The sequence below is a fragment of the Sphingopyxis sp. EU05-FHT14B03 genome, assembly GCF_058790875.1.
Window position 1 is genome coordinate 375,142 of sequence record NZ_JBYTDC010000002.1, and the last position, 20,497, is coordinate 395,638.

At 67.2% G+C, this 20,497-nt stretch carries 21 protein-coding genes; 8 read left to right on the forward strand and 13 right to left on the reverse strand.

All coding sequences use genetic code 11. The annotated features are described in order from the left end of the window. Position 1 precedes the first annotated feature (1 nt). Genes AC3WS4_RS10855 through AC3WS4_RS10865 form a run of 3 tightly spaced genes read left to right on the forward strand, consistent with a single transcriptional unit; the run spans position 2 to position 5,026 of the window. Positions 2–2,140 carry an NHLP family bacteriocin export ABC transporter peptidase/permease/ATPase subunit gene (locus tag AC3WS4_RS10855; RefSeq protein ID WP_492738829.1) on the forward strand — a complete coding sequence of 713 codons (2,139 nt, stop codon included), beginning with the start codon at positions 2–4 and terminating at the stop codon, positions 2,138–2,140. After that, complete coding sequence (locus AC3WS4_RS10860; protein ID WP_492738827.1) at positions 2,137–4,518, forward strand: ATP-binding cassette domain-containing protein; 2,382 nt, start codon at positions 2,137–2,139, stop codon at positions 4,516–4,518. The genes AC3WS4_RS10855 and AC3WS4_RS10860 overlap by 4 nt, the downstream gene beginning before the upstream one ends. Before the next feature lies 1 nt (position 4,519). Further along, entirely contained in the window at positions 4,520–5,026 is a 507-nt protein-coding gene (locus tag AC3WS4_RS10865) for a cyclic nucleotide-binding domain-containing protein (RefSeq protein WP_492738825.1), read from the forward strand. Between the two features lie 32 nt (positions 5,027–5,058). On the opposite strand, the gene AC3WS4_RS10870 is transcribed toward AC3WS4_RS10865, so the two are convergent. From AC3WS4_RS10870 to AC3WS4_RS10910, 9 genes are all read right to left on the reverse strand, one after another. Then, on the reverse strand, positions 5,059–5,262 hold the full coding sequence (locus AC3WS4_RS10870) for a hypothetical protein (protein ID WP_056348035.1): 204 nt from the start codon (positions 5,260–5,262) through the stop codon (positions 5,059–5,061). 184 nt (positions 5,263–5,446) lie between these two features. Next, the gene (locus AC3WS4_RS10875; protein ID WP_492742777.1) at positions 5,447–5,962 is read right to left on the reverse strand and encodes an OsmC family protein; all 516 of its coding nucleotides are present in this window, start codon (positions 5,960–5,962) and stop codon (positions 5,447–5,449) included. Then, positions 5,874–6,434, reverse strand: a complete 561-nt coding sequence (locus tag AC3WS4_RS10880; RefSeq protein WP_492738821.1) for an NADPH-dependent FMN reductase — start codon at positions 6,432–6,434, stop codon at positions 5,874–5,876. The genes AC3WS4_RS10875 and AC3WS4_RS10880 overlap by 89 nt, the downstream gene beginning before the upstream one ends. Continuing rightward, positions 6,431–6,769: a GNAT family N-acetyltransferase gene (locus AC3WS4_RS10885; protein ID WP_492738819.1), complete on the reverse strand. Its 339-nt coding sequence runs from the start codon at positions 6,767–6,769 to the stop codon at positions 6,431–6,433. The genes AC3WS4_RS10880 and AC3WS4_RS10885 overlap by 4 nt, the downstream gene beginning before the upstream one ends. Before the next feature lie 124 nt (positions 6,770–6,893). Continuing rightward, positions 6,894–7,772, reverse strand: a complete 879-nt coding sequence (locus AC3WS4_RS10890) for a pirin family protein (RefSeq protein WP_492738817.1) — start codon at positions 7,770–7,772, stop codon at positions 6,894–6,896. Positions 7,773–7,946: 174 nt separating this feature from the next. Then, complete coding sequence (locus tag AC3WS4_RS10895) at positions 7,947–8,633, reverse strand: alpha/beta hydrolase (protein WP_492738815.1); 687 nt, start codon at positions 8,631–8,633, stop codon at positions 7,947–7,949. Positions 8,634–8,795: 162 nt separating this feature from the next. Beyond that, complete coding sequence (locus tag AC3WS4_RS10900; RefSeq protein WP_492738813.1) at positions 8,796–9,476, reverse strand: isochorismatase family protein; 681 nt, start codon at positions 9,474–9,476, stop codon at positions 8,796–8,798. A gap of 68 nt (positions 9,477–9,544) precedes the next feature. Further along, positions 9,545–10,186 (reverse strand): hydrolase, encoded by a 642-nt coding sequence (locus AC3WS4_RS10905; RefSeq protein WP_492738811.1) that lies wholly within the window; start codon positions 10,184–10,186, stop codon positions 9,545–9,547. 116 nt (positions 10,187–10,302) lie between these two features. Next, the gene (locus AC3WS4_RS10910) at positions 10,303–11,169 is read right to left on the reverse strand and encodes a pirin family protein (protein ID WP_187138780.1); all 867 of its coding nucleotides are present in this window, start codon (positions 11,167–11,169) and stop codon (positions 10,303–10,305) included. Between the two features lie 119 nt (positions 11,170–11,288). Here AC3WS4_RS10910 and AC3WS4_RS10915 point away from each other — a divergent pair, with 119 nt between their 5' ends. Further along, positions 11,289–12,209: a LysR substrate-binding domain-containing protein gene (locus tag AC3WS4_RS10915; protein WP_492738809.1), complete on the forward strand. Its 921-nt coding sequence runs from the start codon at positions 11,289–11,291 to the stop codon at positions 12,207–12,209. Positions 12,210–12,336: 127 nt separating this feature from the next. Here the strand turns inward: AC3WS4_RS10915 and AC3WS4_RS10920 are convergent, their stop codons facing one another. The 4 genes from AC3WS4_RS10920 to AC3WS4_RS10935 form a co-directional block, all read right to left on the reverse strand. Beyond that, the gene (locus AC3WS4_RS10920; RefSeq protein ID WP_492738807.1) at positions 12,337–12,930 is read right to left on the reverse strand and encodes a hypothetical protein; all 594 of its coding nucleotides are present in this window, start codon (positions 12,928–12,930) and stop codon (positions 12,337–12,339) included. Between the two features lie 129 nt (positions 12,931–13,059). Continuing rightward, a complete protein-coding gene (locus AC3WS4_RS10925; protein ID WP_492738805.1) occupies positions 13,060–13,275 on the reverse strand; it encodes a hypothetical protein in 216 nt (71 codons plus the stop codon). A 209-nt stretch (positions 13,276–13,484) separates the two neighbouring features. Beyond that, positions 13,485–14,231 (reverse strand): LytR/AlgR family response regulator transcription factor, encoded by a 747-nt coding sequence (locus tag AC3WS4_RS10930; protein WP_492738803.1) that lies wholly within the window; start codon positions 14,229–14,231, stop codon positions 13,485–13,487. Further along, a complete protein-coding gene (locus AC3WS4_RS10935; protein ID WP_492738801.1) occupies positions 14,228–15,322 on the reverse strand; it encodes a sensor histidine kinase in 1,095 nt (364 codons plus the stop codon). Before AC3WS4_RS10935 ends, AC3WS4_RS10930 begins: the two co-directional genes overlap by 4 nt. A 204-nt stretch (positions 15,323–15,526) precedes the next feature. On the opposite strand from AC3WS4_RS10935, the gene AC3WS4_RS10940 reads away from it, so the two are divergent. From AC3WS4_RS10940 to AC3WS4_RS10955, 4 genes are read left to right on the forward strand one after another with little or no spacing between them, the layout of a single operon-like run. Beyond that, on the forward strand, positions 15,527–16,501 hold the full coding sequence (locus AC3WS4_RS10940; RefSeq protein ID WP_187142221.1) for an aspartyl protease family protein: 975 nt from the start codon (positions 15,527–15,529) through the stop codon (positions 16,499–16,501). A gap of 20 nt (positions 16,502–16,521) precedes the next feature. Then, positions 16,522–17,670 carry a hypothetical protein gene (locus AC3WS4_RS10945; protein ID WP_492738799.1) on the forward strand — a complete coding sequence of 383 codons (1,149 nt, stop codon included), beginning with the start codon at positions 16,522–16,524 and terminating at the stop codon, positions 17,668–17,670. 31 nt (positions 17,671–17,701) lie between these two features. After that, positions 17,702–18,556 (forward strand): hypothetical protein, encoded by an 855-nt coding sequence (locus AC3WS4_RS10950; protein ID WP_187142219.1) that lies wholly within the window; start codon positions 17,702–17,704, stop codon positions 18,554–18,556. Continuing rightward, positions 18,556–20,475, forward strand: a complete 1,920-nt coding sequence (locus AC3WS4_RS10955) for a TonB-dependent receptor domain-containing protein (protein ID WP_492742779.1) — start codon at positions 18,556–18,558, stop codon at positions 20,473–20,475. Before AC3WS4_RS10950 ends, AC3WS4_RS10955 begins: the two co-directional genes overlap by 1 nt. Positions 20,476–20,497 lie beyond the last annotated feature (22 nt).

Genomic DNA, 20,497 nt, shown 5'->3' on the forward strand with positions numbered 1-20,497 from the left:
AATGGCACGGCGCCGATCCACGCCAACGGTGCTCCAGCTCGAAGCAGCCGAATGCGGGGCGGCCTCGCTGGCGATGGTCCTTGCCGCGCATGGCCGCCACATGGGGCTCGACGAACTGCGCGCGCTGTGCGGGGTGTCGCGCGACGGGACCAAGGCGTCGAGCCTGCTGCGCGCGGCGCGCGCGCTGGGGCTGGAGGCCAAGGGGCTGAAGGCCGAGCCCGAGCATATCGCCGACCTGCCATTGCCGGCGATCGCCTTTGTCCATTTCAACCATTTTCTCGTCGTCGAGCATATCGACGCGCGCCAGGTCTGGCTCAACGATCCGGCGTCGGGTCGCCGCCGCGAGACGATCGCTGAATTCTCCGATGGCTTTACCGGTGTCGTGCTGACCTTCGTCCCCGGCGCCGGTTTCGAGCGGGGCGACAGCCGCCCCAGCCTGGCGCAGTCGCTGCGTCAGCGGTTCGACGGGGTACGCACCGCGCTGTGGTTCGTGGTCTTGACCGCGTTGGCGCTGGTGGTGCCGGGGGTTGTGCTGCCGGTGTTCAGCCGGATTTTTGTTGATTATGTGCTCGTCCGCGGCCTGTCCGACTGGTTGCTGCCGCTGCTGATCGGGATGGCGCTGACCGCACTGGTCCGCTTCATCCTCCTCGAACTGCAGGAGCGCACATTGCTCCGCGCGCGCATGGCGATGAGCCTCAACACCGGCGGGGCGCTGATGCGCAAGCTGCTGACGTTGCCGGTGGCCTTTTTCGACCAGCGCTTCGCCGGCGAGATCGCCGACCGGGTGAAGCTCAATGAATCGCTGGCGACGCTGCTGACCGGCCATCTGGCGCAGGCGGCGGTCAATCTGGTCAGCGCGCTGTTCTTCCTGATCGTGCTGCTTTTTTATCATTGGGCGCTGACGCTGGCGGTCGCCGCGCTCGCGCTGCTCAACGCCGCCGTCCTGCTGCGGTCGAACAGCCTGCTGTCCGACCGCTATCGCAAGATATCGATCGACCGCGGCAAGCTCGCGGGGGCGCGTGTCGCGGGTTTGAAGGATATGGAGACGTTCAAGGCGTCGGGCGGCGAGGATATGCTGTTCGCGCGCTGGACCGGCCTGACGATTGCCGTCCAGAACGGCGAGCAACAGGTCGCTCGGCTGGCCGCCTTTGTGCAGCCGATGCCGGCGCTGATCAGTGCGCTGATTATCGCGACCATATTGGTGTGGGGCGGCTTTGCCGTGATGGGCGGGACGATGACGCTGGGCGAACTCGTCGGCTATCAGACGCTGGCGGCAAGCTTTGTCGCGCCGGTCGCGGCGCTTGCGGGTTTCGGGGCCGAACTGCACCAGATCCGCTCCTACACCGGGCGGCTCGACGATGTGCTGGCCGAGGCGAGTGATCCGCGTTTCGATCGCGCCGATCCTGTCTCCGACGGACGGCTGCCGCAGGGAGGGGTGAGCGCGCGCGACCTGTCCTTCGGCTATGCGCCGCTCGATCCGCCGCTCATCGACGGGCTCAGCTTCGATCTGCTGCCCGGCGAACGCATCGCGCTCGTCGGGCCGTCGGGGTCGGGCAAATCGACCGTCGGCAAGCTGATCGCCGGGCTCGAACAGCCGCGCGGCGGCGACCTGCTGCTCGACGGCCGCGCGCTGCTCGGCTGGCCACGCGCCGCGCTTGCGCACCGCCTCGCCTATGTGCGGCAGGATGTGATGCTGTTCGAAGGGTCGGTGCGCGACAATCTGACGCTGTGGAATGACGCTTTGCCCGAACCCGACATGATCCGCGCGGCGCGCGATGCGATGATCCACGACGTCATCGCGGCGCGGCCCGGCGGTTATGACGCGCCGATCGCGCAGGGTGGCGGCAATTTTTCGGGCGGCGAGCGGCAGCGGATCGAAATCGCACGCGCGCTGGCCAGCGATCCGAGCCTGATCATCCTCGATGAAGCGACGAGCGCGCTCGATCCGGTCACCGAACATGGGGTGATGGAGGCGATCCGGCGGCGCGGCATCACCTGCATCATCATCGCGCATCGGCTGTCGGCGATCCGCGATTGCGACCGGATTTTCGTGCTCGAACAGGGGCGGGTGGTCGAGGCGGGGGACCATGGCGAACTGATGGCCGGGCGCGGCGCCTATGCGCGGCTGGTCGAGGCGTGACTGGACCGATCGCCTTGGCTGCGGGTGCGACCCGGGCGTTGCCGCACGGCGGCTCCGGCTGGCGCGTCGCGGCGGGGCGCCTCGAACTCTATCTGGTGGCGGCCGAGCGGCGGCGCTTCGTCGAACTGGTCGAGACCGAGGGGCATGTCGCGCCGCTGCCCGAAGGGACCCGGCGCTTCGTCGTCGTTGTGCTCGATGATTGCACGCTCGTGCCGCTGCCCGCAGGGACATTCGCGGACGACGATCCCGGCGCCGCAGTCGACGCGGCCTTTGCGGTCGAAGCGGCGGCGCGAGACGCGTCGCTGATCGACCGGCTCGGCGCGGGGCCGCCGGGCAGCGTCGAGGGCAACCAGATCGCGCGGGCGATCGCAGCGCTCGGCGAGGCGCTCGGTCAAACGGTAGACCCTGCGATCTTTCGCGGTGCGCGCATGGACTTTGCGCAGGCCCCGGTTCTCGCGCGGATCGCTGGTTTGCGCGCCGGGCGGACGATCCTGGCGCCGGGCTGGTGGAAGGATGATACGGGGCCGATGCTGGTGCAGCACGGCGAGGGCGATGTCAGCGCAGCCCTGTGGCAGCGCGGCGCCTATCGCGATGCCGAAGGCCACACGCTCGATCCCGGCGAGGTACACCCGCTGTGCTGGCGTTTCTATGCGCCGCTGGTCGGCGACCTGTCGTCGTTCCGTCCGATGGCGGTGAGCGTCGCCGCGGGCATCCGGCGCGAACTGCCGCTGATCGCCGGCGCGGGGCTGGGCACGGCGCTGCTCGGATTGATCGTTCCGGTCGCCAGCGCCTGGATATTCGACGAGATCGTCCCCGGCGGCGCCGGCGGGTTGCTGATCGGCATTGGTATCGCGCTGGTGATCGCGGCGCTGGTTGGGACCACCTTCACCGCGGTGCGCGCGCTCGCCGTCGCGCGTGTCACCGGGCGCGGCCAGGTCGCGATGGCGGCGGGGGTGACCGATCGCGTGCTGCGGTTGCCGGCGCGTTTCTTCAAGACGCTGTCGCCGGGCGATTTCAACCAGCGGATCGAGGCGTTGGAAGGTATTCGCGCGCTGGTCGCAAGCATATTGCTCAACGCCGGGCTGACCGCCTTTTTCTCGCTTTTCTACCTCGTGCTGCTGTTCGTCTATGAACCGCGCATGGCGCTCGCGGGGCTGGGCGTCACCCTCGTCTATATCGCTGCGGTGGCGGTCAGCCGGGTGGCACAGGCGGCACCGCTGCGCGAGGCAGCCGAACGCGACGGCAAGCTCGCTGGTCTCACCTTCGAGATATTGGAAGGGCTGCCCAAATTGCGCTCGGCGGCGGCGGAAGACCGCATGCTGGATCGCTGGACGGGCGCCTACACGCTCGAACGCGCGGCGGATGCGCGGGGACAGCGCATCGGCGTGCATTTCGGCGCTTTCGCCGATGCCTGGGGGATCATCGGCCTGATCGCGCTGTTCGCGACCGCGGCGCTGCTCGTGTCGGGCGACGTGCCGCCGGGGCAGTTCATCGGCTTCCTCGCCGCCTTCGCGATCTTTCAGGGCAATCTTGTCGCGCTGTGCGATTCTTTGCTCGCGATCTACACCGCGCGCCCGCTGGCCGAGCGCGCACGCCCGATCCTGATCGCCGAGATCGAGGCGGCGGGCGGCCGCGCCGACCCCGGGCGGCTGACTGGCGATATCCAGGTGTCGGGGCTCAGCTTCGGTTACGACCAGGCCATGGCGCCGCTGCTCGCCGACCTGTCGCTGAGCGTCGCGCCGGGCGAGCATGTCGCGATCGTCGGCGGCTCGGGGTCGGGCAAGTCGACCGTCCTGCGGCTGCTCCTCGGCTTCGAGACGCCGACCACGGGGTCGATCGCCTATGACGGGCAGGAACTCGCCAGCCTCGATCCGGCACGGCTGCGCAGCCAGATCGGCGTCGTGCTCCAGTCGAGCCAGCTGTTCGCGGGGACGATCATGGAGAATATTCGCGGCGCGAGCGATGCCGGGCTCGAGCAATGTCAGGCGGCGGCCGATGCGGCGGGGCTGGCCGACGACCTCGATCAGATGCCGATGGGGCTGCACACGATGGTCACCGAAGGGGCGGGGACGCTGTCGGGCGGGCAGCGCCAGCGCATCCTGATCGCGCGCGCCCTCGCCGGAGGGCCGCGCCTCCTGTTCTTCGACGAGGCCACCAGCGCGCTCGACAATGCGACGCAGGCGATAGTCGCGGCGACCCTCGACGCGCTCGACGCCAGCCGGATCACCATCGCGCACCGGCTGTCGACCGTGCGCAATGCGGACCGCATCTGCGTCCTCGAACGCGGGCGCTTTGTCGAAACCGGGACATTCGCCGACCTCATGGCGCGAAATGGCGCCTTTGCCGCGCTCGCGCGCCGCCAATTGCTGGAGGACTGATATGCGCAAGGCGCTCTATATCCTGGGCGATCTGGAGGACAGCGACATCCTCTGGCTGTCGCGTCACGGCAGCGTCCGCGGCCTCGCGCCCGGCGATGTGCTGATCAAGGCGGGGCAGGCGATCGGCGAGCTGTTCTTCGTCACCGATGGCACGCTGGCGGTCACCAGCCCTGCCGGTGCGCATGTTGCCGACCTCGCGCTCGGCGATGTGGTCGGCGAGATGTCGTTCGTGGAAAAGGCGCTGCCGTCGGCAACGGTGACCGCGCGCGACCATGTCCGGGTGCTCGCGGTGCCGCGCGCGGCGATTCTGGCCGAATTTGCGGCGGACAGTGGCTTCGCGGCGCGCTTCTATCGCGCGCTGGCGGTGTTCCTGTCCGATCGGCTGCGCAGCCTGTCGACCCCGGCGGGCGGGCAGACCGAACTCGACGAAGGCCTGCTCGACACGCTCAGCGAGGCGGGCGACCGTTTCGTTCGCCTGATCGCGCTGCTCGAGGGGCGCGAGCATTAGAGTCCGACCGTGGGCCGAGGATGGCCGGGAGCTTAACCGCCGACGGCGGGCTTGACCGACCCGTCACCTGGCTTCACCGATCCGTCGCCGGCCTTGACCGATCCGTCCGCCATCACGAAATTGACGCTGGCCCGGCGCGCCGCCTCGCGCGCGGCCTGCACGGCCGGCAGGCCGCCGCTGACCGCGTCGAGCGCTTCGTCACTGATCGTTTCAGGGGCGTCTTTTCTATCGCTCACTTTTCATCTCCTTGCCGTCGCCTTTTCATCCGATGCCATCCCGATAGGCGATGCAGACGGACGATGCTGTGACGCGAGACACACGCAAAACCCGTTCGGCGCCAACGCAGGGCCGTCCACCCACGGCCCAGGTGCATCCGCGATGCACTTTTCACCCACGGCGCTGATTTCCGGCTGGCGCCGGCTATGATCCGCGTTCGGTTGCGATCCGGATGGCGCCGGTCAACGTTTTGTGAACGGGGCATTTTTCGGAGACGCCAAAGAGCTTTTGGCGTTGTTCTTCCGACAAATCGGGGGCGATGATGGTGACGGTCTTGTGAAACTCGTCGATCATCTGCTCCGATCCCGCTTCCATCTTTTTGCCATGACGAACCTCGACATCGACATGTTCGACCGGCCAGCCTTCACGAATCGCGTACCAGCGAATGGTTATCGCGGTGCATTCGCCAAGCGAGGCGGCGAGCAGGTCATAGGGCGACGGACCCAGATTCTTTCCGCCCTTGGACAGGGGTTCGTCCCCGAAGATATGATGACCGGACACCTCGATGGCGACCGCGAGCGGGCTGCCCTGAGCATCGGAAACATGGGCCATGGTCTTTTGCGCCATCGTGTCAGCCGTCCTTTTGTCGAATGAAGTCGGTGTAACCAGCAAGGAACGTCGCGAGCTGATTGCGGACGCCGGGATCGCCCATCGCGCCATCCTCGTCGAACATCCCCGACGCGCGCGAGACGAGCATCCGGCCGCCGGTCCACAAGGTCACACCAAGGGTGCGCAGCACCGGCAGCCAGTCGTTTTGCGCCAGCAGCGTACCGAACCCACCCGGCGACGCGCCCAGAATCGCGAACGGACGCCCGCCGAACACCCGCGCAATGTCGCCCGGCGGGCGCGAGGCCCAATCGATCGCGTTCTTGAACACGCCGGGTATCCCGTTGTTATATTCGGGCGTCGCCAATATCACACCATCGGCCGACGCGATCGCCTCCTTCAGATCGACCACCGCATCGGGCAGGCCGCTCGCCGCCTCCGCGTCGGCGTCGTAGAGCGGGATGCCGTGCAACGTGCGGATATCGAGCGATACGCCCTCGGGCACCAGCCCGGCCGCGTTGCGGAGCAGGGCGGTGTTGAACGAGCCTGTCCTCAGGCTGCCCGAAATGCCGAGCAGACGGGTCATGGGTGCGGCCTTGCGGCGATGCTCGGCTTTTCGCCCGGGCCGACGGTCATCACATCCTGCCAATCGGGGTGCTTCTCGTATCGCGCGCGGACATAGGGGCATAAGGGAATGATGCGAAAGCCATTGCCCCGTGCATCGGCGATGAGGAAATCGACCAGCGCCGCCGCCGCGCCCGTGCCCCTCAGGCTCTCCGGCGCGCCGGTATGGTCCGCGCTGATAAGGCCGGGGCCGCGATGGGTGAAGACCAGTTCGGCCGCATCCTCGATCCCGGCGACCCGCGCCAGGTAACGGCCATGGCGGCCATCGTCTTCCTTGGTGATCGTTATTTCGGCCATAGCGGCAGCTTTCCTTGTTCGGCTATCATCGGACGGTTCCGGCCATCCGTATATGGAGGATTTCGGACCCGGCCCAAGCCATTCGATGTCCGGTGATGTCCCCGCGTTTCCTGGATGCCGGCGGTCATTTCGCAACCTCGGGAAACGGGATGAATTCGGCGTGGTCCGCGTCGGGCAATTTCATGCGCCCGGCCGTCCAATCCGCGCGCGCCTGTTCGAGCCGGTCCTTGCTCGACGAAACGAAGTTCCAAAGCAGGAACCGCTCGCCGATCGGCTCGCCTCCCAGCACCATCACCGTGGAGGGCTGGTTCGCGGTGACATCGGCGCCGTCGCGTCCGTTCAGCACCGCCATCTGGCCCGCGCCCAGCACCGTTCCGCCAATCTCGATCTGTCCGGCGGCGCAATAGACCGCCCGTTCGGGATAGGCGGTGGTGACGCTGCGGCGCGCGCCGGCCTGCATCTCCCAGTGTTGATAAAAGAGCGGCGAATGAACCGTCACATTCGACGAAAGGCCATCGGCCTCGCCCGCGATCAACCGGCCCTTGACGCCATGCTCGTCCCATTCGGGCAGGTCGGCCCCGGCATGGTGGTGGAAGCTGGGATCCTTTTCCTCCGCCTCGACGGGCAGCGCCACCCAGGCCTGGATCCCGTGCATGTTCGCACCATGCGCGCGCGCATATTCAAGCCGTTCGCTGTGGGTGATGCCGCTGCCCGCGACCATCCAGTTGACCTCGCCGGGGCGGATTTCCTGCTCGAAGCCCAGGCTGTCGCGATGGGTGATCTGGCCCGAATAAAGATAGGTCACGGTCGAAAGGCCGATATGCGGGTGGGGGCGCACATCCAGTTCGCGCGGGATGCCCGGCGCCAGGTCGAGCGGCCCCAGATGGTCGAAGAAGATGAACGGCCCGACCATCCGGCGCGCGTGGAAGGGCAGAACCCGTCCGACGACGAAACCGCCGCCGAGATCGCGTTCGCGTTTGTCGATGATGCGTTCGATCGTCATGGTCTTGGTGTTTCCCTTGTTCTGAAATCAGCCAGGCGGCGACGATATCGCCCTATTCAGGGCGGCGTGCGGACCAGCCACCCGGGAACGGACAACGTAATATCAACGGAAGATCAGCTCTGGACGGTCAATCTCGAAAATTCCTTCGCAATTGGCGAGCGATCCCTTGTCCCGTCAGCCGTTTGCCGCCTCGATTATTAGTGCGGCGATCGCACTGGGCTGCGACGCCAGCGATGCATGGCTCGCGGCGAGCCGGATCAGTTTTTTGGGCGCCATCCGCGAGGCCATCATCTCCTGATTGGCCGGCGCAATCATGCGATCCTGCTCGGACAGCTGGTACCAGCACGGCTTGCTCTTCCATGCCGGTTGAGAGATCGTGTCGCCGAAGGTCGAGCCAAGCGGCGCCTTTTGCGTCACCGCCATCACCAACGCCTGATCCTCGGGCAGATCCTGGCAGAAGTTGGCGTGATATTGGTCTTGTGCGATCCACAAAAACCCATCGCTGTCGGGCGCGATGGCTGCCGCGCCCGCCGGGGGATTGGCTTGCGTTATGCCGCCCGGGCTTTCACCCGCGTCGGGAGCGAAAGCGGCGATATAGACCAGCCCGACAACGTCGGGATGGGTGCCGGCTTCGGTGATGACCGCGCCGCCATAGCTGTGCCCTACCAGCAGCACCGGGCCACCGACCTGTGCAATCATCTTTCGGGTGCGCTCGGCATCGTCGGCCAGCGACGTGAGCGGCATTTCGACCGCTTTCAGCTTGGTGAGCCCCGCCTGATGGAGCAGCGGAATGACGCCGGCCCAGTGAGCCGCGCCACCCCAGAAGCCATGAACGAGGATGATGGTCGGTGTATCGGTCATTTCGTCTCTCCTGATTCTCGTTGGGCGCAGTTGCGCATCATGGTCTCGTTGCGCTTGATGGCAAATCGATTCTCATTGTCGTCGCGAGCGAAAAGTCCCGCCCCCAATGCCGTTCCTGTCCGCCGATCGAACGGGCGATAGCGGGCCGGGATGCGATTTGCCTCAAACACGCTGTGAATCGAGCTCTTCGCGATCGTTCGCGACCTGCTGCGCCTTGGCGTAGCTTTCGATCAGCAACTGATAGGGCGGGAAGATCTTCGTATAGACCTGCGCCCATTCGGCGGCATCGTCGCGATGCCATGTGCGCTGAAGTTCGGACGCGACGGCGGCGGTATCCATCGGGACCACACCGGCCTGGACGACGCGGGCGAGGGTGATTTCCTGCGCCATCTTTGAATAGGTGCCCGAGGCATCGACGACGGCGAAGACCTTATACCCTTCCTGCACCGCGCTGATCGCGGGGAAGGCCATGCAAACGCTGGTGATCGTGCCCGCGATGATGAGCGTCTTGCGCCCGGTTGCCCGCACTGCGGCGACGAAGTCCGGATTGTCCCACGCGTTGATCTCGCCCTTGCGTGCGACATATTTGGCATGGGGGGCGTTTTCGTGGATTTCCGGGATCAGCGGGCCGTTGGGGCCTTGCGGCACCGAGGCGGTGGTGATCACCGGCATGTTGGTGAGGGTCGCCATGGTCGCGAGCGCGGCCGCATGGTTGCGGAGCACCGGGAAGGGCATGTCGGCGACGGTCTGGAACAGGCCGCTTTGATGGTCGATCAGCAGCAGCGCGGCATCGTCGGGGTCGATCACCGGGCGGGCGCCGTTGAAATTGGCGGGCGTGGACATGGGTTTTCTCCTTGCTGAGCGGGGTGGACAGCCCGCGCCCCACCGGCGCGCGGGCTGTTTGTGCGATGCTATTCGGTGCGGTCGTAGGAAAACTGGATGCCGGCGGTGCCGCCCGTCTCGATGAACAGGTTCATGAAGGCGGGAACGGTCTCGCTACGTTTCCAGTCGCGCTGTAGTTCGCAGAAGAGTTGGGGGACGGAAATCATCTGGCCGCCCGCCTGTTCGATGCGGCGCAGCGCCGCCTCATGCGCGGCGAGAGAGGTGCCGCCGACCGCGTCGACGGGGACATAGACCTCATAACCGGCCGCGAGCGCGTCGAGCGCCGGGAAGGTCAGGCAGGCTTCGGTCCACAGCGCGGTCATGATCAGCTTCTTGCGCCCGGTGGCCTCGACGGCCTTCCTGAACTCGACATCTTCCCAACTGTTGATCGTCGTGCGGTCATAGGTCGGATAGTCCGCCAGAACCTTGGCGACGTGCGGCACCGGGGGCTTGTTGAGGCCGGTCTGGACATTGACCGTCGAATGGATGATCGGCAGATCATAGACGACCGCGGCCCGGGCGCAGCCGGCAATATTGTTGAGCATCAATTGCCGGTCCATCGAGGCGATCGAGTTCACCTGCACCGGCTGATAGTCGATGATGATGAACGCCGCGTTCTGCGGCGTCAGCAGATGGTCGGCCCTTGGGTCCCGGGTGGCTTCACTGGTCATCGTCGTCCTCCTGTAAAATGCCCGCTATCGGGCCGCAAAAATCACTCTCAACGCTGACCGGTCCGGCGCGGGTCAAAAAAAGCCCGGCTCCGTGTCGAAAGGAGCCGGGCTTTCAATCAGGCCGCCATCGCAAACCTGCCGCTGTTGACGTCGTCGATCGCCTGGCGGATTTCCGCCTCGGTGTTCATCACGAACGGGCCATAGCCAACGATCGGTTCGTCGATCGGCTCGCCGGTCAGGACCAATATGGTCGTGTCCCCGTTGGCGCGCAGATGCACCTCGCTGCCTTCGCGGCTCAGCATCAGCATCTCCGCCTCGCCGACGTCCTGATTGCCCTCGACGGTCAGATGTCCGCCAAGGACCACCAGCATCGCCGTGTGCCCTTCGGGCAACGACAGGGTCATGTCGGCGTCGCGGGTGAGGCGCAGATCCCAGACATTGATCGGCGTGAAGGTCTTGGCGGGACCTTTGGCATCACCGAAATCGCCGGCGATTACGCGCGCCATCCCGGCACCGCCGGCCAGTTCGACCACCGGAATGTCGGCGTTGGTGATGCCTTGATAGCCGCTGGGCGCCATCTTGTCCTTTGCGGGCAGATTGACCCAGAGCTGGATCATCTTGAACGGGCCGCCGGTCTTTGCAAAGGCTGCCGAATGATATTCCTCGTGGAGGATGCCGCTGGCGGCGGTCATCCACTGGACATCGCCGGGGCCGATCACACCGCCATTGCCCGCCGAATCCTTGTGCTCGACCTCGCCGTCATAGACGATGGTGACCGTCTCGAACCCGCGATGCGGATGCTGGCCGACGCCGCGCCGATCGGTCGTCGGTGCGAAATAATGCGGTCCCGCATAGTCGAGCAGCAGGAAGGGGCTGATGTGCCGATCCAGCATATTGTAGGAAAAGAGCGAGCGGACGGGGAAGCCGTCGCCCACCCAATGGCCGTGCTCATTGCCATAGCGGCCGAGTATCGTCTTGTTCATCGTTCATCTCCTCGGGGAGCGACCCCAGACGGGGCGCTCCTGACTTGCGAGGAAGATGCTCCTGCATCGCCGGGCGCGAAAGATTGCGATTCCGGACGCAGCGTCCTATGAATGGAACGATGAAGGATCTGAACGACCTCTATTATTTTGTCCAGATCGTCGATCATGGCGGCTTCGCGCCCGCCGCCCGCGCGACCAGTCTGCAGAAATCGAAGCTCAGCAGGCGGATCGCGGCGCTCGAGGACCGGCTCGGCGTTCGGCTGCTCAACCGCTCCTCGCGCCGTTTCTCGGTGACCGAGGTTGGCCAGGAATTTTATCGTCACTGCGTCGCCATGCTGGCCGAGGCCGAGGCGGCCGAGCAGGCCATCGCCGAACTGCGGGCCGAGCCGCGCGGGGTGATCCGCATGGCGTGTCCGGTCGGGCTTCTGCAATTTCAGTTCAGCGGCCTGATCGCCCGTTTTGTGAAGGCGAACCCGGCGGTCGAGGTCCATCTCAAGACCCTAAACCGGCCGGTCGACGTGATCGCGGAGGGGTTCGATCTCGCGATCCGCGTCCGTTTCCCACCCCTCGACGATACCGGCCTGGTCATGCGCAAACTCGACGATAGCCGGCAATGCCTGGTCGCAAGCCCAGAACTGGTGGCAGGCCCCGCCCGATCGCCCGCGGACCTGAATGGCTTTCCCAGCCTCGACCTGGGTCCGGTACGATCGGATTATCGATGGGACCTCGAAAGTGCCGATGGCCAGAAGGCAAGCGTTCCGCACACGCCGCGCATCATCACCGACGATCTGGCGACGCTGCGTGCGGCCGCGATCGAAGGGCTGGGGATCGTACAACTGCCGACGTTGCTGATCTGGCCGGACGTCCAGGCCGGGCGGCTGGTCCATGTCGTGCCGGATTGGCGACCGCCGGCCGGCATCGTGCACGCCGTATTCCCGTCCCGCCGGGGCCTGCTGCCGTCGGTTCGCGCGCTTCTCGACTTCTTCGCCCGCGAATGTGCGCTGCAACGGAGCAAGGCCGACGATGTCCTGCAGCCATGAGAAATCCGGGCCTTTGGACTCCCTGGTGAGATGCCGCCGCTGCTGCGGCCCGCGCGGCTGCGCTCGACAGGGTCAGGCCGACGGCGAACGCCGGCAAGCTGCGTAGAATTGCTATGGGGACTCTCGCTCAATAGACCATGTTCCAGCCTTCGGAGCCCGCGAACTGGTTGGCATAGCCCCAGCAGATCAGGCCCGGACGTTCGGCGGAGGCGCCGCCCTTGGTCAATCGGTAGAGCAATTGGCGGCAGCGGAAGCCCTGGACCGGCTCTTCGCTGACGATCGTCAGCGATCCTTGCGCTTCGGCGCCCTGCCATCTGTGGACATGGTCGATCGCGAATTCGCCGAGGATGTGCTTCGACCCGTTGTAGGGGCGCGGGGTTTCGTCGCGGGGGAAGACCGCCCAGCCGTCATAGGCATAGCCGCCCTCGCAGCCGGTGCAGCGGACCTTGCCGAAATCGTCATAGGCCTGTTTGACCGCGGCGAAACCGTCGGGGGGCGGCATCTGGCTGGGATATTGCACCGTCGACGCGGATTGTTTCCTGGCGGCGGGCTTCGCGGTGGCGGGTTTGCCGCTCGTGTCCGGCGCCGCGTCCGGCTTTTCCTTGTCGGTGGTTTCGGAAAGACGATTGGCGATGCTTTTGAACAGACCCTGGCCCATCGCGGAAACGGGCAGGGTCAGCAGCAACGCGGTGCAGGCCGCCGCTTGGAAAAGGGTTCGCATATCATCGCCTCGTTTCTGGATAGTGTGGGGAGCGGGCGGGGAGAGCCTTGACGATGGCTTCGGTCGCGCGCGGAGAAGGAGTGCCGGCGAACCGGGGGGACGCCGCCGGCACTCGCTGTCCCGTTGCGGTCAGGCTTCGGGCTTGGCTTCGGCCTTGGCGCGGGCTTCGGGCTTGGCTTCCGCCTTGGCACGGGCCTCGGGCTTGGCCTCGGCCTTCGCACGCGCTTCGGGCTTGGCTTCGGCCTTGGCACGGGCCTCGGGCTTCGCTTCGGCCTTGGCGGCCAGCGCCGACGCGGGCAGGCTGAGAGCGATCGCCGCGGCGAGGAGGGGGAGGGTTTGCTTCATCTGTCTCTCCATCATGAGGGGGAGAGCAGAGGCGCCGGGCCTTGCCGGGGGTGGGAAGGGGGCCGGCAACCTCTGCTCGCGGCTGGATGCCGCAACCCGTGGCTAGGACAGGCGGCGCGGCTGCGCCTCGGTGGTGCTTCGAAAGCCGATCGCGGCGCGACAGGACGGGTGGTGCGTCGACGAAGGCGGCCGCTCGCGCGACGAAGGCGTCAGGCGAGCCCCAACCGTTCGAGGACGGCGTGGACATAGCTCGGCCCGACCTGCACCACCGCGCCATCCGCCATCTCGAGCGCGATCAGCCCTTTGCCGAGCCGCTGGACGCTGCTCACCAGCGCCGGGCGGATGAAGGTCGAGCGATGCACGCGCATCAATTGCTGCGGATCGAGCAATTGTCCAAGTGCGGCCATCGAGATGCGGTGGATGTAGCTGCGCGTCGCGGTGTGAAAGAGCACATAGTCGCGCGCGGCCTCGACCCATTCGATCTGCGCGATCGGCAGACGCAGGTTGCCGGTGGCGACCTGGACCCATATCGCCTCGTCGCGCGCCTCGACGGCCGGAGCGGAGGCCAACCGGTCGGCGGCGTCGCGCATCGCGCGGCGGCGGCGCGCGCGCTCGACGGCCTGGCGCAGCCGGTCGAAGCGCACGGGCTTGAGCAGATAGTCGGCGGCGTCGACCTCGAAGGCGTCGGGCGCATATTGCTCGAAGGCCGTGACGAAGATGATCTCGGGCCGCGGGTTGGCGACCAGGTCGGCGGCGACGCGTATCCCGCTCTTTTGCGGCATCGAGATGTCGAGCATGACGAGGTCGGGCGTCAGCGCCGCGATCCGCTCCTCGGCCTCGCCGCCGGTCGATGCGGTGCCGATCACCGCGACATCGTCGATGTCGCCGAACAGGGTTTCGAGCCGGCGCAGCGCCAGCGGTTCGTCGTCGACGAGCAGGACGGTGAGCGCGCTCATGTCGCCGCTCCCTCGACATGGGTGCTGAACGGCAGGCGGGCGACCGCGACGAAGCCGCGCGCCCTTTTTTCGGTCCGGAGGCTGCCCGCCGCGCCATAGAGCGCTTCGAGCCGCTGGCGGACATTGGCGATGCCGACGCCGGTGCCCGGCCGCATGTCCTTTTCCTGCCCGTTGCCGTCGTCCTCGACGGTGACGACCAAAGTGTCGCCCTCGCGCGCCGCCTCGACCCGGATCGTCACCGGCACCGCCGATGGCGCGAGCGCATATTTGATCGCATTTTCGATCAGCGGCTGGAGCAGGAAGCTCGGCACCAGCGCGGCGTTGAGCGACGGCGGGCAGACGAATTCGACCGCGAGCCGTTCGCCGAAACGCACGCTCTCGATCTCCAGATAATGTTGCAGCGTCGCGAGCTCGTCCTCGAGCGGCAGCAGCGCGTCGGGTTCGGAGGACAAGGTCGCGCGAAGGAACTCGGACAGCTTCGCCAGCATCGCGTCGGCGGTGGCATATTCGCGCGTCACGATCAGCGACGAGATGGCGTTGAGCGTGTTGAACAGGAAATGCGGATTGAGCTGGTAACGCAGCGCGGCGAGGCTCGCGGCGCTCGCCGCGGCCTCGGCACGGCTCGCGGTCTCGCGCGCCACCGCGAGTTCGAACTCGCGCTCGCGTGTCAGCTTGTTCGCCTCGATCACCGTGAAGGCGGCGCCGAGCAGCGCGAACTGCCAGATCAGCGCGATGAAATTATTGGTGGCGCGCAGCCCGAAGGGCGCCGACATCTGCTTCGACACCACCAGCCGACCGATCCATTCGCCCGTCGCGGCGTCGATCAGCGCGAGCGTGCCCGACGCGAGGCAGACCGCGACGCCCATCGCGGCGAGCCGCACCGCCATGTTGCGTCGGCGCGTCCGGCGCACGGTCCACCAGACCCCCCATGACAGCAGCGTCCCCATGACGCAGATGTTGACGACCGACACCAGCACATAGGTGCTGGCGCCGCTGAAGATATGATAGGGGATGAGGTAGAGGATCCCGGACAGGGTCCAGGTCGTGATGACCAGCCAGATGGTCTGACGATGTTCGGGCTTCAACGGCATGGCGGTTCCATTGTGTAGTTTGCGCCCAGCATAAGGGAAGTGGGCGCGGCTGACGTCCTCGCTCGTCGCATCCATGTCCGCCTTCGTCGCGCCGGATCATGCCCGGCGACCGCCGATCGGCCTTGGTCGCACGCCGATGGCGGCGCCGGCGCCCGCCCGATAGCCGGCCTCCATCGCGGCAGCTCGCCGCCCAGGAGACACGCTATGGCACATCGTTATCGCACGGGGCTGGCCGCCTTCGGCCTGCTCGGCGCCCTCATCCTCGCCGAGACGCGCTCAGCCGCCGCCGAACCCGCGCCGGCCATCGCGGCGCCCGCCGCCGCGGCCGCGCAGCCGCTCGAAATCCTGCCCTCGGGCCACCCGGTGGTGCTCGTCCGCATCGACGACGGCGCGCCCAGGCGCTTCGTCATCGACACCGCGGCGAGCAGCACGACGATCATGCCCAAGCTGCGCACCGAAATGCCGGGGCTGGTCGCCAAGCTGTCGGATGACCCGCTCGATGGCGCGGCGGGCCGCAGCGATGTCGAAACGACGATCGTCACCCAGGTCGAGGTCGCGGGCCATGTCTTCCGCGCGCCCGAACTGCTGCTGCTGCCCCCCGGGCCGACCGACCATCTGGGCGTCGACGGCATCCTCGGCGCCGACATCATCGCCGATTTCGTGGTCGAACTCGACATTCCCGGCCGCCGCTGGCGCATGACGCGAAAGGTCGAGGCCGACAGGCTGGACGGCCTCCCGGCCTCGGTGCCCTTCACCCTCGACGACATGCGTGCGCCGCGGTTGACGATCCGCCTCAATGGCGTCGAAGTCCCCGCGATCCTCGACACCGGCGCGCGCGGCACGATCATCAACTGGGCGGCGGCGAAGGCGATCGGGATCACCCCCGACAGCCCCGGGGTGGTCAAGGCGACCGACATCAAGGGCGCGACCAATCATGCGATGCCCAGCGTCGAGACGCCGATCGCGGCGCTGACCATCGGCGAAGCAAAGGTCGAGGGCAGGAAGGTCCGTATCGCCGACCTTTCGATCTTCAAGATCCTCGGCTTCACGCTCGAACAGCCCGCGGTGATCCTGGGTATCGACATGTTCGCCGACCGGCGCTTCGTCATCGATCATCCGGGCCTGCGCCTCCACGTCTCGCCGCCGATCGTGACCCCCGCCGCGACCCCGCAGCCCTGACCTCGAAAGCGATATCTAACATGAAGATGCTCCTTTCCGGCAGCGCGCTAGCCGCGCTTGCCATCGCCGCGACCGCCGCCACCGCGCAGCCGGCACCCAAGCAAAAGATCGACGCGGTCTATTGGCTGTCGGCAGAGACCGTATCGGGCATGGCAACCGGCCAGCCCGCAGGGATCGAAAAGACTCTGATGCTCCAGCTGGGGTCGGTGCACCGCAACGCGGTGCCGAGCGCCGACCATGTGCCGCCGCAGGGGCTGCGCGCTGGCGATCGCCTGCCGCTGCTGACTCCGGCGGTTGGAACGCCCAAGCCCGACGGGCGGCCCGATTTCCGGCCCGGCCCGGCCGACAAGCCCAAGGGGCGGATCGAGCTTTATTGGGGCTGCGGCGAAACCGCGCCCGCCGGGCAGCCGGTGGTGATCGATCTCGCGACGATGAAGCCCGGCGGCGCCTCGCCCTTTGGCGTCCTGCCCGATGTGCGCGCGATGACGCCGCCGTCGACCGCGAGCCACGCGACCTATGGTGAATGGCCGAACAGCCGGGACGGCACGCGCGTGCCGCGCGGCGGCTCGCTGATCGGCGATCATGTCGTACAGGGCAATTATACGCCGGAGATGCGCTTTGCCGTCGCCGCGGGGAATGACTTCCTCGCGCCGCTCGCGCCGCGGAGTGGCGCGCTCGCCTCGGGCGCGGTCATGGTCAGCTGGCCCGCGCTCGCCAATGCGCGCGGTTATCTGCTGTCGGTCACCGGTGCCAAGGAGGACGGCACCATCGTGATGTGGACGTCGAGCACGGTGCGCATGCCCGCGATGGCGCTTCCCGACTATCTCGAACAGGGCGATATCGCGCGCCTCGTCCAGCAACGCGTGTTGCTCGCGCCCCCGGCGACCGAATGCGCGGTGCCCACGGCGGTCGCCACCGCGGCGGAATCGGCGATGCTGATGATGACGGCTTATGGCCCCGAGGCGAATTATGGCTCGCCGCGCGAGGCGCCCGCCGGCTGGAGTGTCAAGCTGCGCACCCGGGCGAGGCATATGAGCCTGCTCGGGGTCGATCTCGCCGCGATGATGGCGGGCGGGGACGACGAGGATGCGCCCGCCGCTGATGAAAAGCCGAAGAAGAAGCGCGGGCTGCTGCGTGGTCTCGGCGGCGCGCTCGGTCTGCCGGGTTGATGGCTATCCTCTCCGTTCGAAAGTCCGTCCGATGAAAAATCCCCTGATCCGTCTTGCGATGCTCGGCTTGTTCGCGGCTGCGCCCGCCATTCTTGCGGCGCACGCCGCGCCCGGCGACAGCCGCGCGCCCAAGAAGCTGATGGCACGCTGGTCGGGCACCGCGCCCGAACCCGGCGCGGGCCTGCCCGGCTGGGCGTCGAAGGCGCCCGACGTCCATGTCCACCAGCCGCGCAATCTGGCGCGGATTCCGATCGCCGAGATCGACCTGCTGCGCCGCCGCGCGATGGTTGCGTTCGACGCGCTGATGCGCCAGCCGTCGCTGCGCGACGTGCGCGGCACCAGCCTGCACGCCGACATCAACATCTCGGTCGTGCCGACGCTCGATGGCGTGCGGCTGGTCGGGGCGACCTTCACCCTCCGCGCCAAGAGCGTGATCGAGGGCAGTTCCGACACGGTCCAGCGCGACGGCCGCTACCTGACCCCGTCGGAGGAGGGCGCAGTGCTAAGCGTTTTCCTCAACCCCTATGACATGATGGCGCGCCGCCAGGTACAGGCCGAGGGCGTGCAGCGCGGGGGATTCCAGGTCCGCACCGGCGCGGCCTATGGCCTGTATGTCGCCGACCGGCTCCCCGACTATGATCCCGATACCGAATATGCCTGGGGTCCGCGGCCGCTCGCGCTGCAATTGCAGCACGACCGCAGCTGGTATCAACCCGGCGCGGCGGGCATCCACCCGCTGCTCGTCCATATGTCGAGCTACTCCCACGAAAATGACGATCTGCGCGGTGATCGGCTGAGCCCTGAACGCCCCGCGGCACGCCTCGCCGCGGCGATGTTCATGACCGACTGGGACGATGTTCAACGCCGCATGAAGGAGGTGAAATGATGCGCCGCTTTACCCTGACCACGCTCGGGCTGGCGCTCGCCGCCGCGCCCGCCCCCGCGCTCGCCCAGCGCACCGACGACAATGTGACGACCAGCGCCGAGGATGCCTTCGGCACCTCGATCGGCGGCGAGCAGATCGGCATCTACAATCCCAATTATGTCCGCGGCTTCTCGGCCGCAGAGGCGGGCAATATCCGCCTCGACGGTCTCTATATCGACCAGCAGGCGAGCTTCACCGACCGGGTGATCGCTGGACTGCAGATGCGCGTCGGCCTGTCGGCGCAGGGCTATCCCTTTCCCGCGCCGACGGGCATCGCCGAATATGAGCTGCGCAAGCCCGGCGACAAGCGGTTGCTCAGCGTCAGCGGGCGGCTCGGGCCCTTCGGCGCGAAGGTGGTCGAACTCGACGGCCAGTTGCCGGTGACCGACCGGCTGTCGCTCGGCGCGGGCTATGGCTATTTTTCCGACCGCAACCACACGGGCGGCAGCGCGCAATTCCGCACCATGGCGGCGATCGCGCGCTGGGAGCCGGTCGACGGGGTCGAGGTCACGCCTTTCTGGAGCCGCATCGGCATCGCCGACGAGGAATTGCCGCCGTTGCTGCTTACCGCCGGCGACCATCTGCCGCCGCGGCTCGAGCGGGTGAAGCGGATCGGGCAGAAATGGGCGGCCAACGACGGCCAGACCATCGCCACAGGCCTGACGACGACGATCCGGCGCGGCGACTGGACGCTCAAGGCCGGCGCCTTCCGCTCGATCCTCGACCTCGATCGCTCGCACACCCAGCTCTTTCTCAACGTCCGGCCCGACGGGACCGCAGACGAGGTGGTGATCGCCGAGCCCGGCCGCCGCTCGGCCTCGACCAGCGGCGAAGTGCGGCTGTCGCGGCGTTTCGCCGACGGGCCGCGCCTGCATACGCTGCACCTGTCGCTGAAGGGCCGCGACAGGTCGCGCACCTATGGCGGCAGCCGCGAGATCTTCATCGGCAACCATCCGCTCGAGGACCCGGTGACCGTCCCCGAACCGGTCACCAGCTTTGGCCCGCAGACGCGCGACACGGTCGGACAATGGACAGCGGGCATCGCCTATGAGGGGCGGTGGAAGGATGTCGGCGAAATCAGCGTCGGGCTGCAAAAGACCGATTATCGCAAGCGCGTCTTCGGCCCCGGCGCGCCGGTCATCACGACCAAGGACGGCCCGTTGCTGCTCAACGCGACCGCCGCCGTCTATGCGTCGCCGTCGCTCGCCTTTTACGGCAGCTATACGCAGGGGCTGGAGGAAAGCCCGGTTGCGCCCGGCCACGCGGTCAACCGCGACGAGGCGCCCCCCGCCATCCGCACCCGCCAGTTCGACGCCGGCGTGCGCTGGTCGATCACCCCGGCGATCCGCCTCGTCGCGGGCGTGTTCGAGGTGTCCAAGCCCTTCTACTCGGTCGATACGGCGCGGGTGTTCCGCCAGCTCGGCGACGTCCACCATCGCGGCGCCGAATTCTCCTTTTCGGGGCAGATCGCGCCGGGACTCACCGCGATCGCGGGCACCGCGCTGATCGACGCGACGCTGTCGGGCGACGCGGTCGACAGCGGGCAACTCGGCCGAAAGCCGCTGGCGAGTTTCGGTCGCCTGTCGACCGCGGTGCTCGATTACCGGCCAACCTTCGCGCCCGCCGTCTCGGTCGACCTCGTCGTCGAAAGCACCTCGGACCGCGTCGCGAGCACCGACGGCAAGCTCGTCATTCCGGCGCGCGCGATCGCGTCGGTCGGTGGGCGCTATCGCTTCAAGCTTGGCAAGGCGCCCGCGACGCTGCGCGTCCAGATCGCCAATGTCGGCAACAAATTCGGTTGGGCGAACGGGCCGTCGGGCATCTACCTCTACAATTTGCCGCGCCGGCTGACCGCCACGCTGACCACCGACCTCGGCTGACCCTTTCCCCCCGGCATCACGA

What these genes read in the sequence shown, in the direction of transcription:
- AC3WS4_RS10855 (WP_492738829.1), top strand. Translation starts at nt 2, where the DNA reads ATGGCACGGCGCCGATCCACGCCAACGGTGCTCCAGCTCGAAGCAGCC.
- AC3WS4_RS10865 (WP_492738825.1), top strand. Translation starts at nt 4,520, where the DNA reads ATGCGCAAGGCGCTCTATATCCTGGGCGATCTGGAGGACAGCGACATC.
- AC3WS4_RS10875 (WP_492742777.1), bottom strand. Translation starts at nt 5,962, where the DNA reads ATGGCGCGATGGGCGATCCCGGCGTCCGCAATCAGCTCGCGACGTTCC.
- AC3WS4_RS10880 (WP_492738821.1), bottom strand. Translation starts at nt 6,434, where the DNA reads ATGACCCGTCTGCTCGGCATTTCGGGCAGCCTGAGGACAGGCTCGTTC.
- AC3WS4_RS10885 (WP_492738819.1), bottom strand. Translation starts at nt 6,769, where the DNA reads ATGGCCGAAATAACGATCACCAAGGAAGACGATGGCCGCCATGGCCGT.
- AC3WS4_RS10890 (WP_492738817.1), bottom strand. Translation starts at nt 7,772, where the DNA reads ATGACGATCGAACGCATCATCGACAAACGCGAACGCGATCTCGGCGGC.
- AC3WS4_RS10895 (WP_492738815.1), bottom strand. Translation starts at nt 8,633, where the DNA reads ATGACCGATACACCGACCATCATCCTCGTTCATGGCTTCTGGGGTGGC.
- AC3WS4_RS10900 (WP_492738813.1), bottom strand. Translation starts at nt 9,476, where the DNA reads ATGTCCACGCCCGCCAATTTCAACGGCGCCCGCCCGGTGATCGACCCC.
- AC3WS4_RS10905 (WP_492738811.1), bottom strand. Translation starts at nt 10,186, where the DNA reads ATGACCAGTGAAGCCACCCGGGACCCAAGGGCCGACCATCTGCTGACG.
- AC3WS4_RS10910 (WP_187138780.1), bottom strand. Translation starts at nt 11,169, where the DNA reads ATGAACAAGACGATACTCGGCCGCTATGGCAATGAGCACGGCCATTGG.
- AC3WS4_RS10915 (WP_492738809.1), top strand. Translation starts at nt 11,289, where the DNA reads ATGAAGGATCTGAACGACCTCTATTATTTTGTCCAGATCGTCGATCAT.
- AC3WS4_RS10920 (WP_492738807.1), bottom strand. Translation starts at nt 12,930, where the DNA reads ATGCGAACCCTTTTCCAAGCGGCGGCCTGCACCGCGTTGCTGCTGACC.
- AC3WS4_RS10925 (WP_492738805.1), bottom strand. Translation starts at nt 13,275, where the DNA reads ATGAAGCAAACCCTCCCCCTCCTCGCCGCGGCGATCGCTCTCAGCCTG.
- AC3WS4_RS10930 (WP_492738803.1), bottom strand. Translation starts at nt 14,231, where the DNA reads ATGAGCGCGCTCACCGTCCTGCTCGTCGACGACGAACCGCTGGCGCTG.
- AC3WS4_RS10935 (WP_492738801.1), bottom strand. Translation starts at nt 15,322, where the DNA reads ATGCCGTTGAAGCCCGAACATCGTCAGACCATCTGGCTGGTCATCACG.
- AC3WS4_RS10940 (WP_187142221.1), top strand. Translation starts at nt 15,527, where the DNA reads ATGGCACATCGTTATCGCACGGGGCTGGCCGCCTTCGGCCTGCTCGGC.
- AC3WS4_RS10945 (WP_492738799.1), top strand. Translation starts at nt 16,522, where the DNA reads ATGAAGATGCTCCTTTCCGGCAGCGCGCTAGCCGCGCTTGCCATCGCC.
- AC3WS4_RS10950 (WP_187142219.1), top strand. Translation starts at nt 17,702, where the DNA reads ATGAAAAATCCCCTGATCCGTCTTGCGATGCTCGGCTTGTTCGCGGCT.
- AC3WS4_RS10955 (WP_492742779.1), top strand. Translation starts at nt 18,556, where the DNA reads ATGCGCCGCTTTACCCTGACCACGCTCGGGCTGGCGCTCGCCGCCGCG.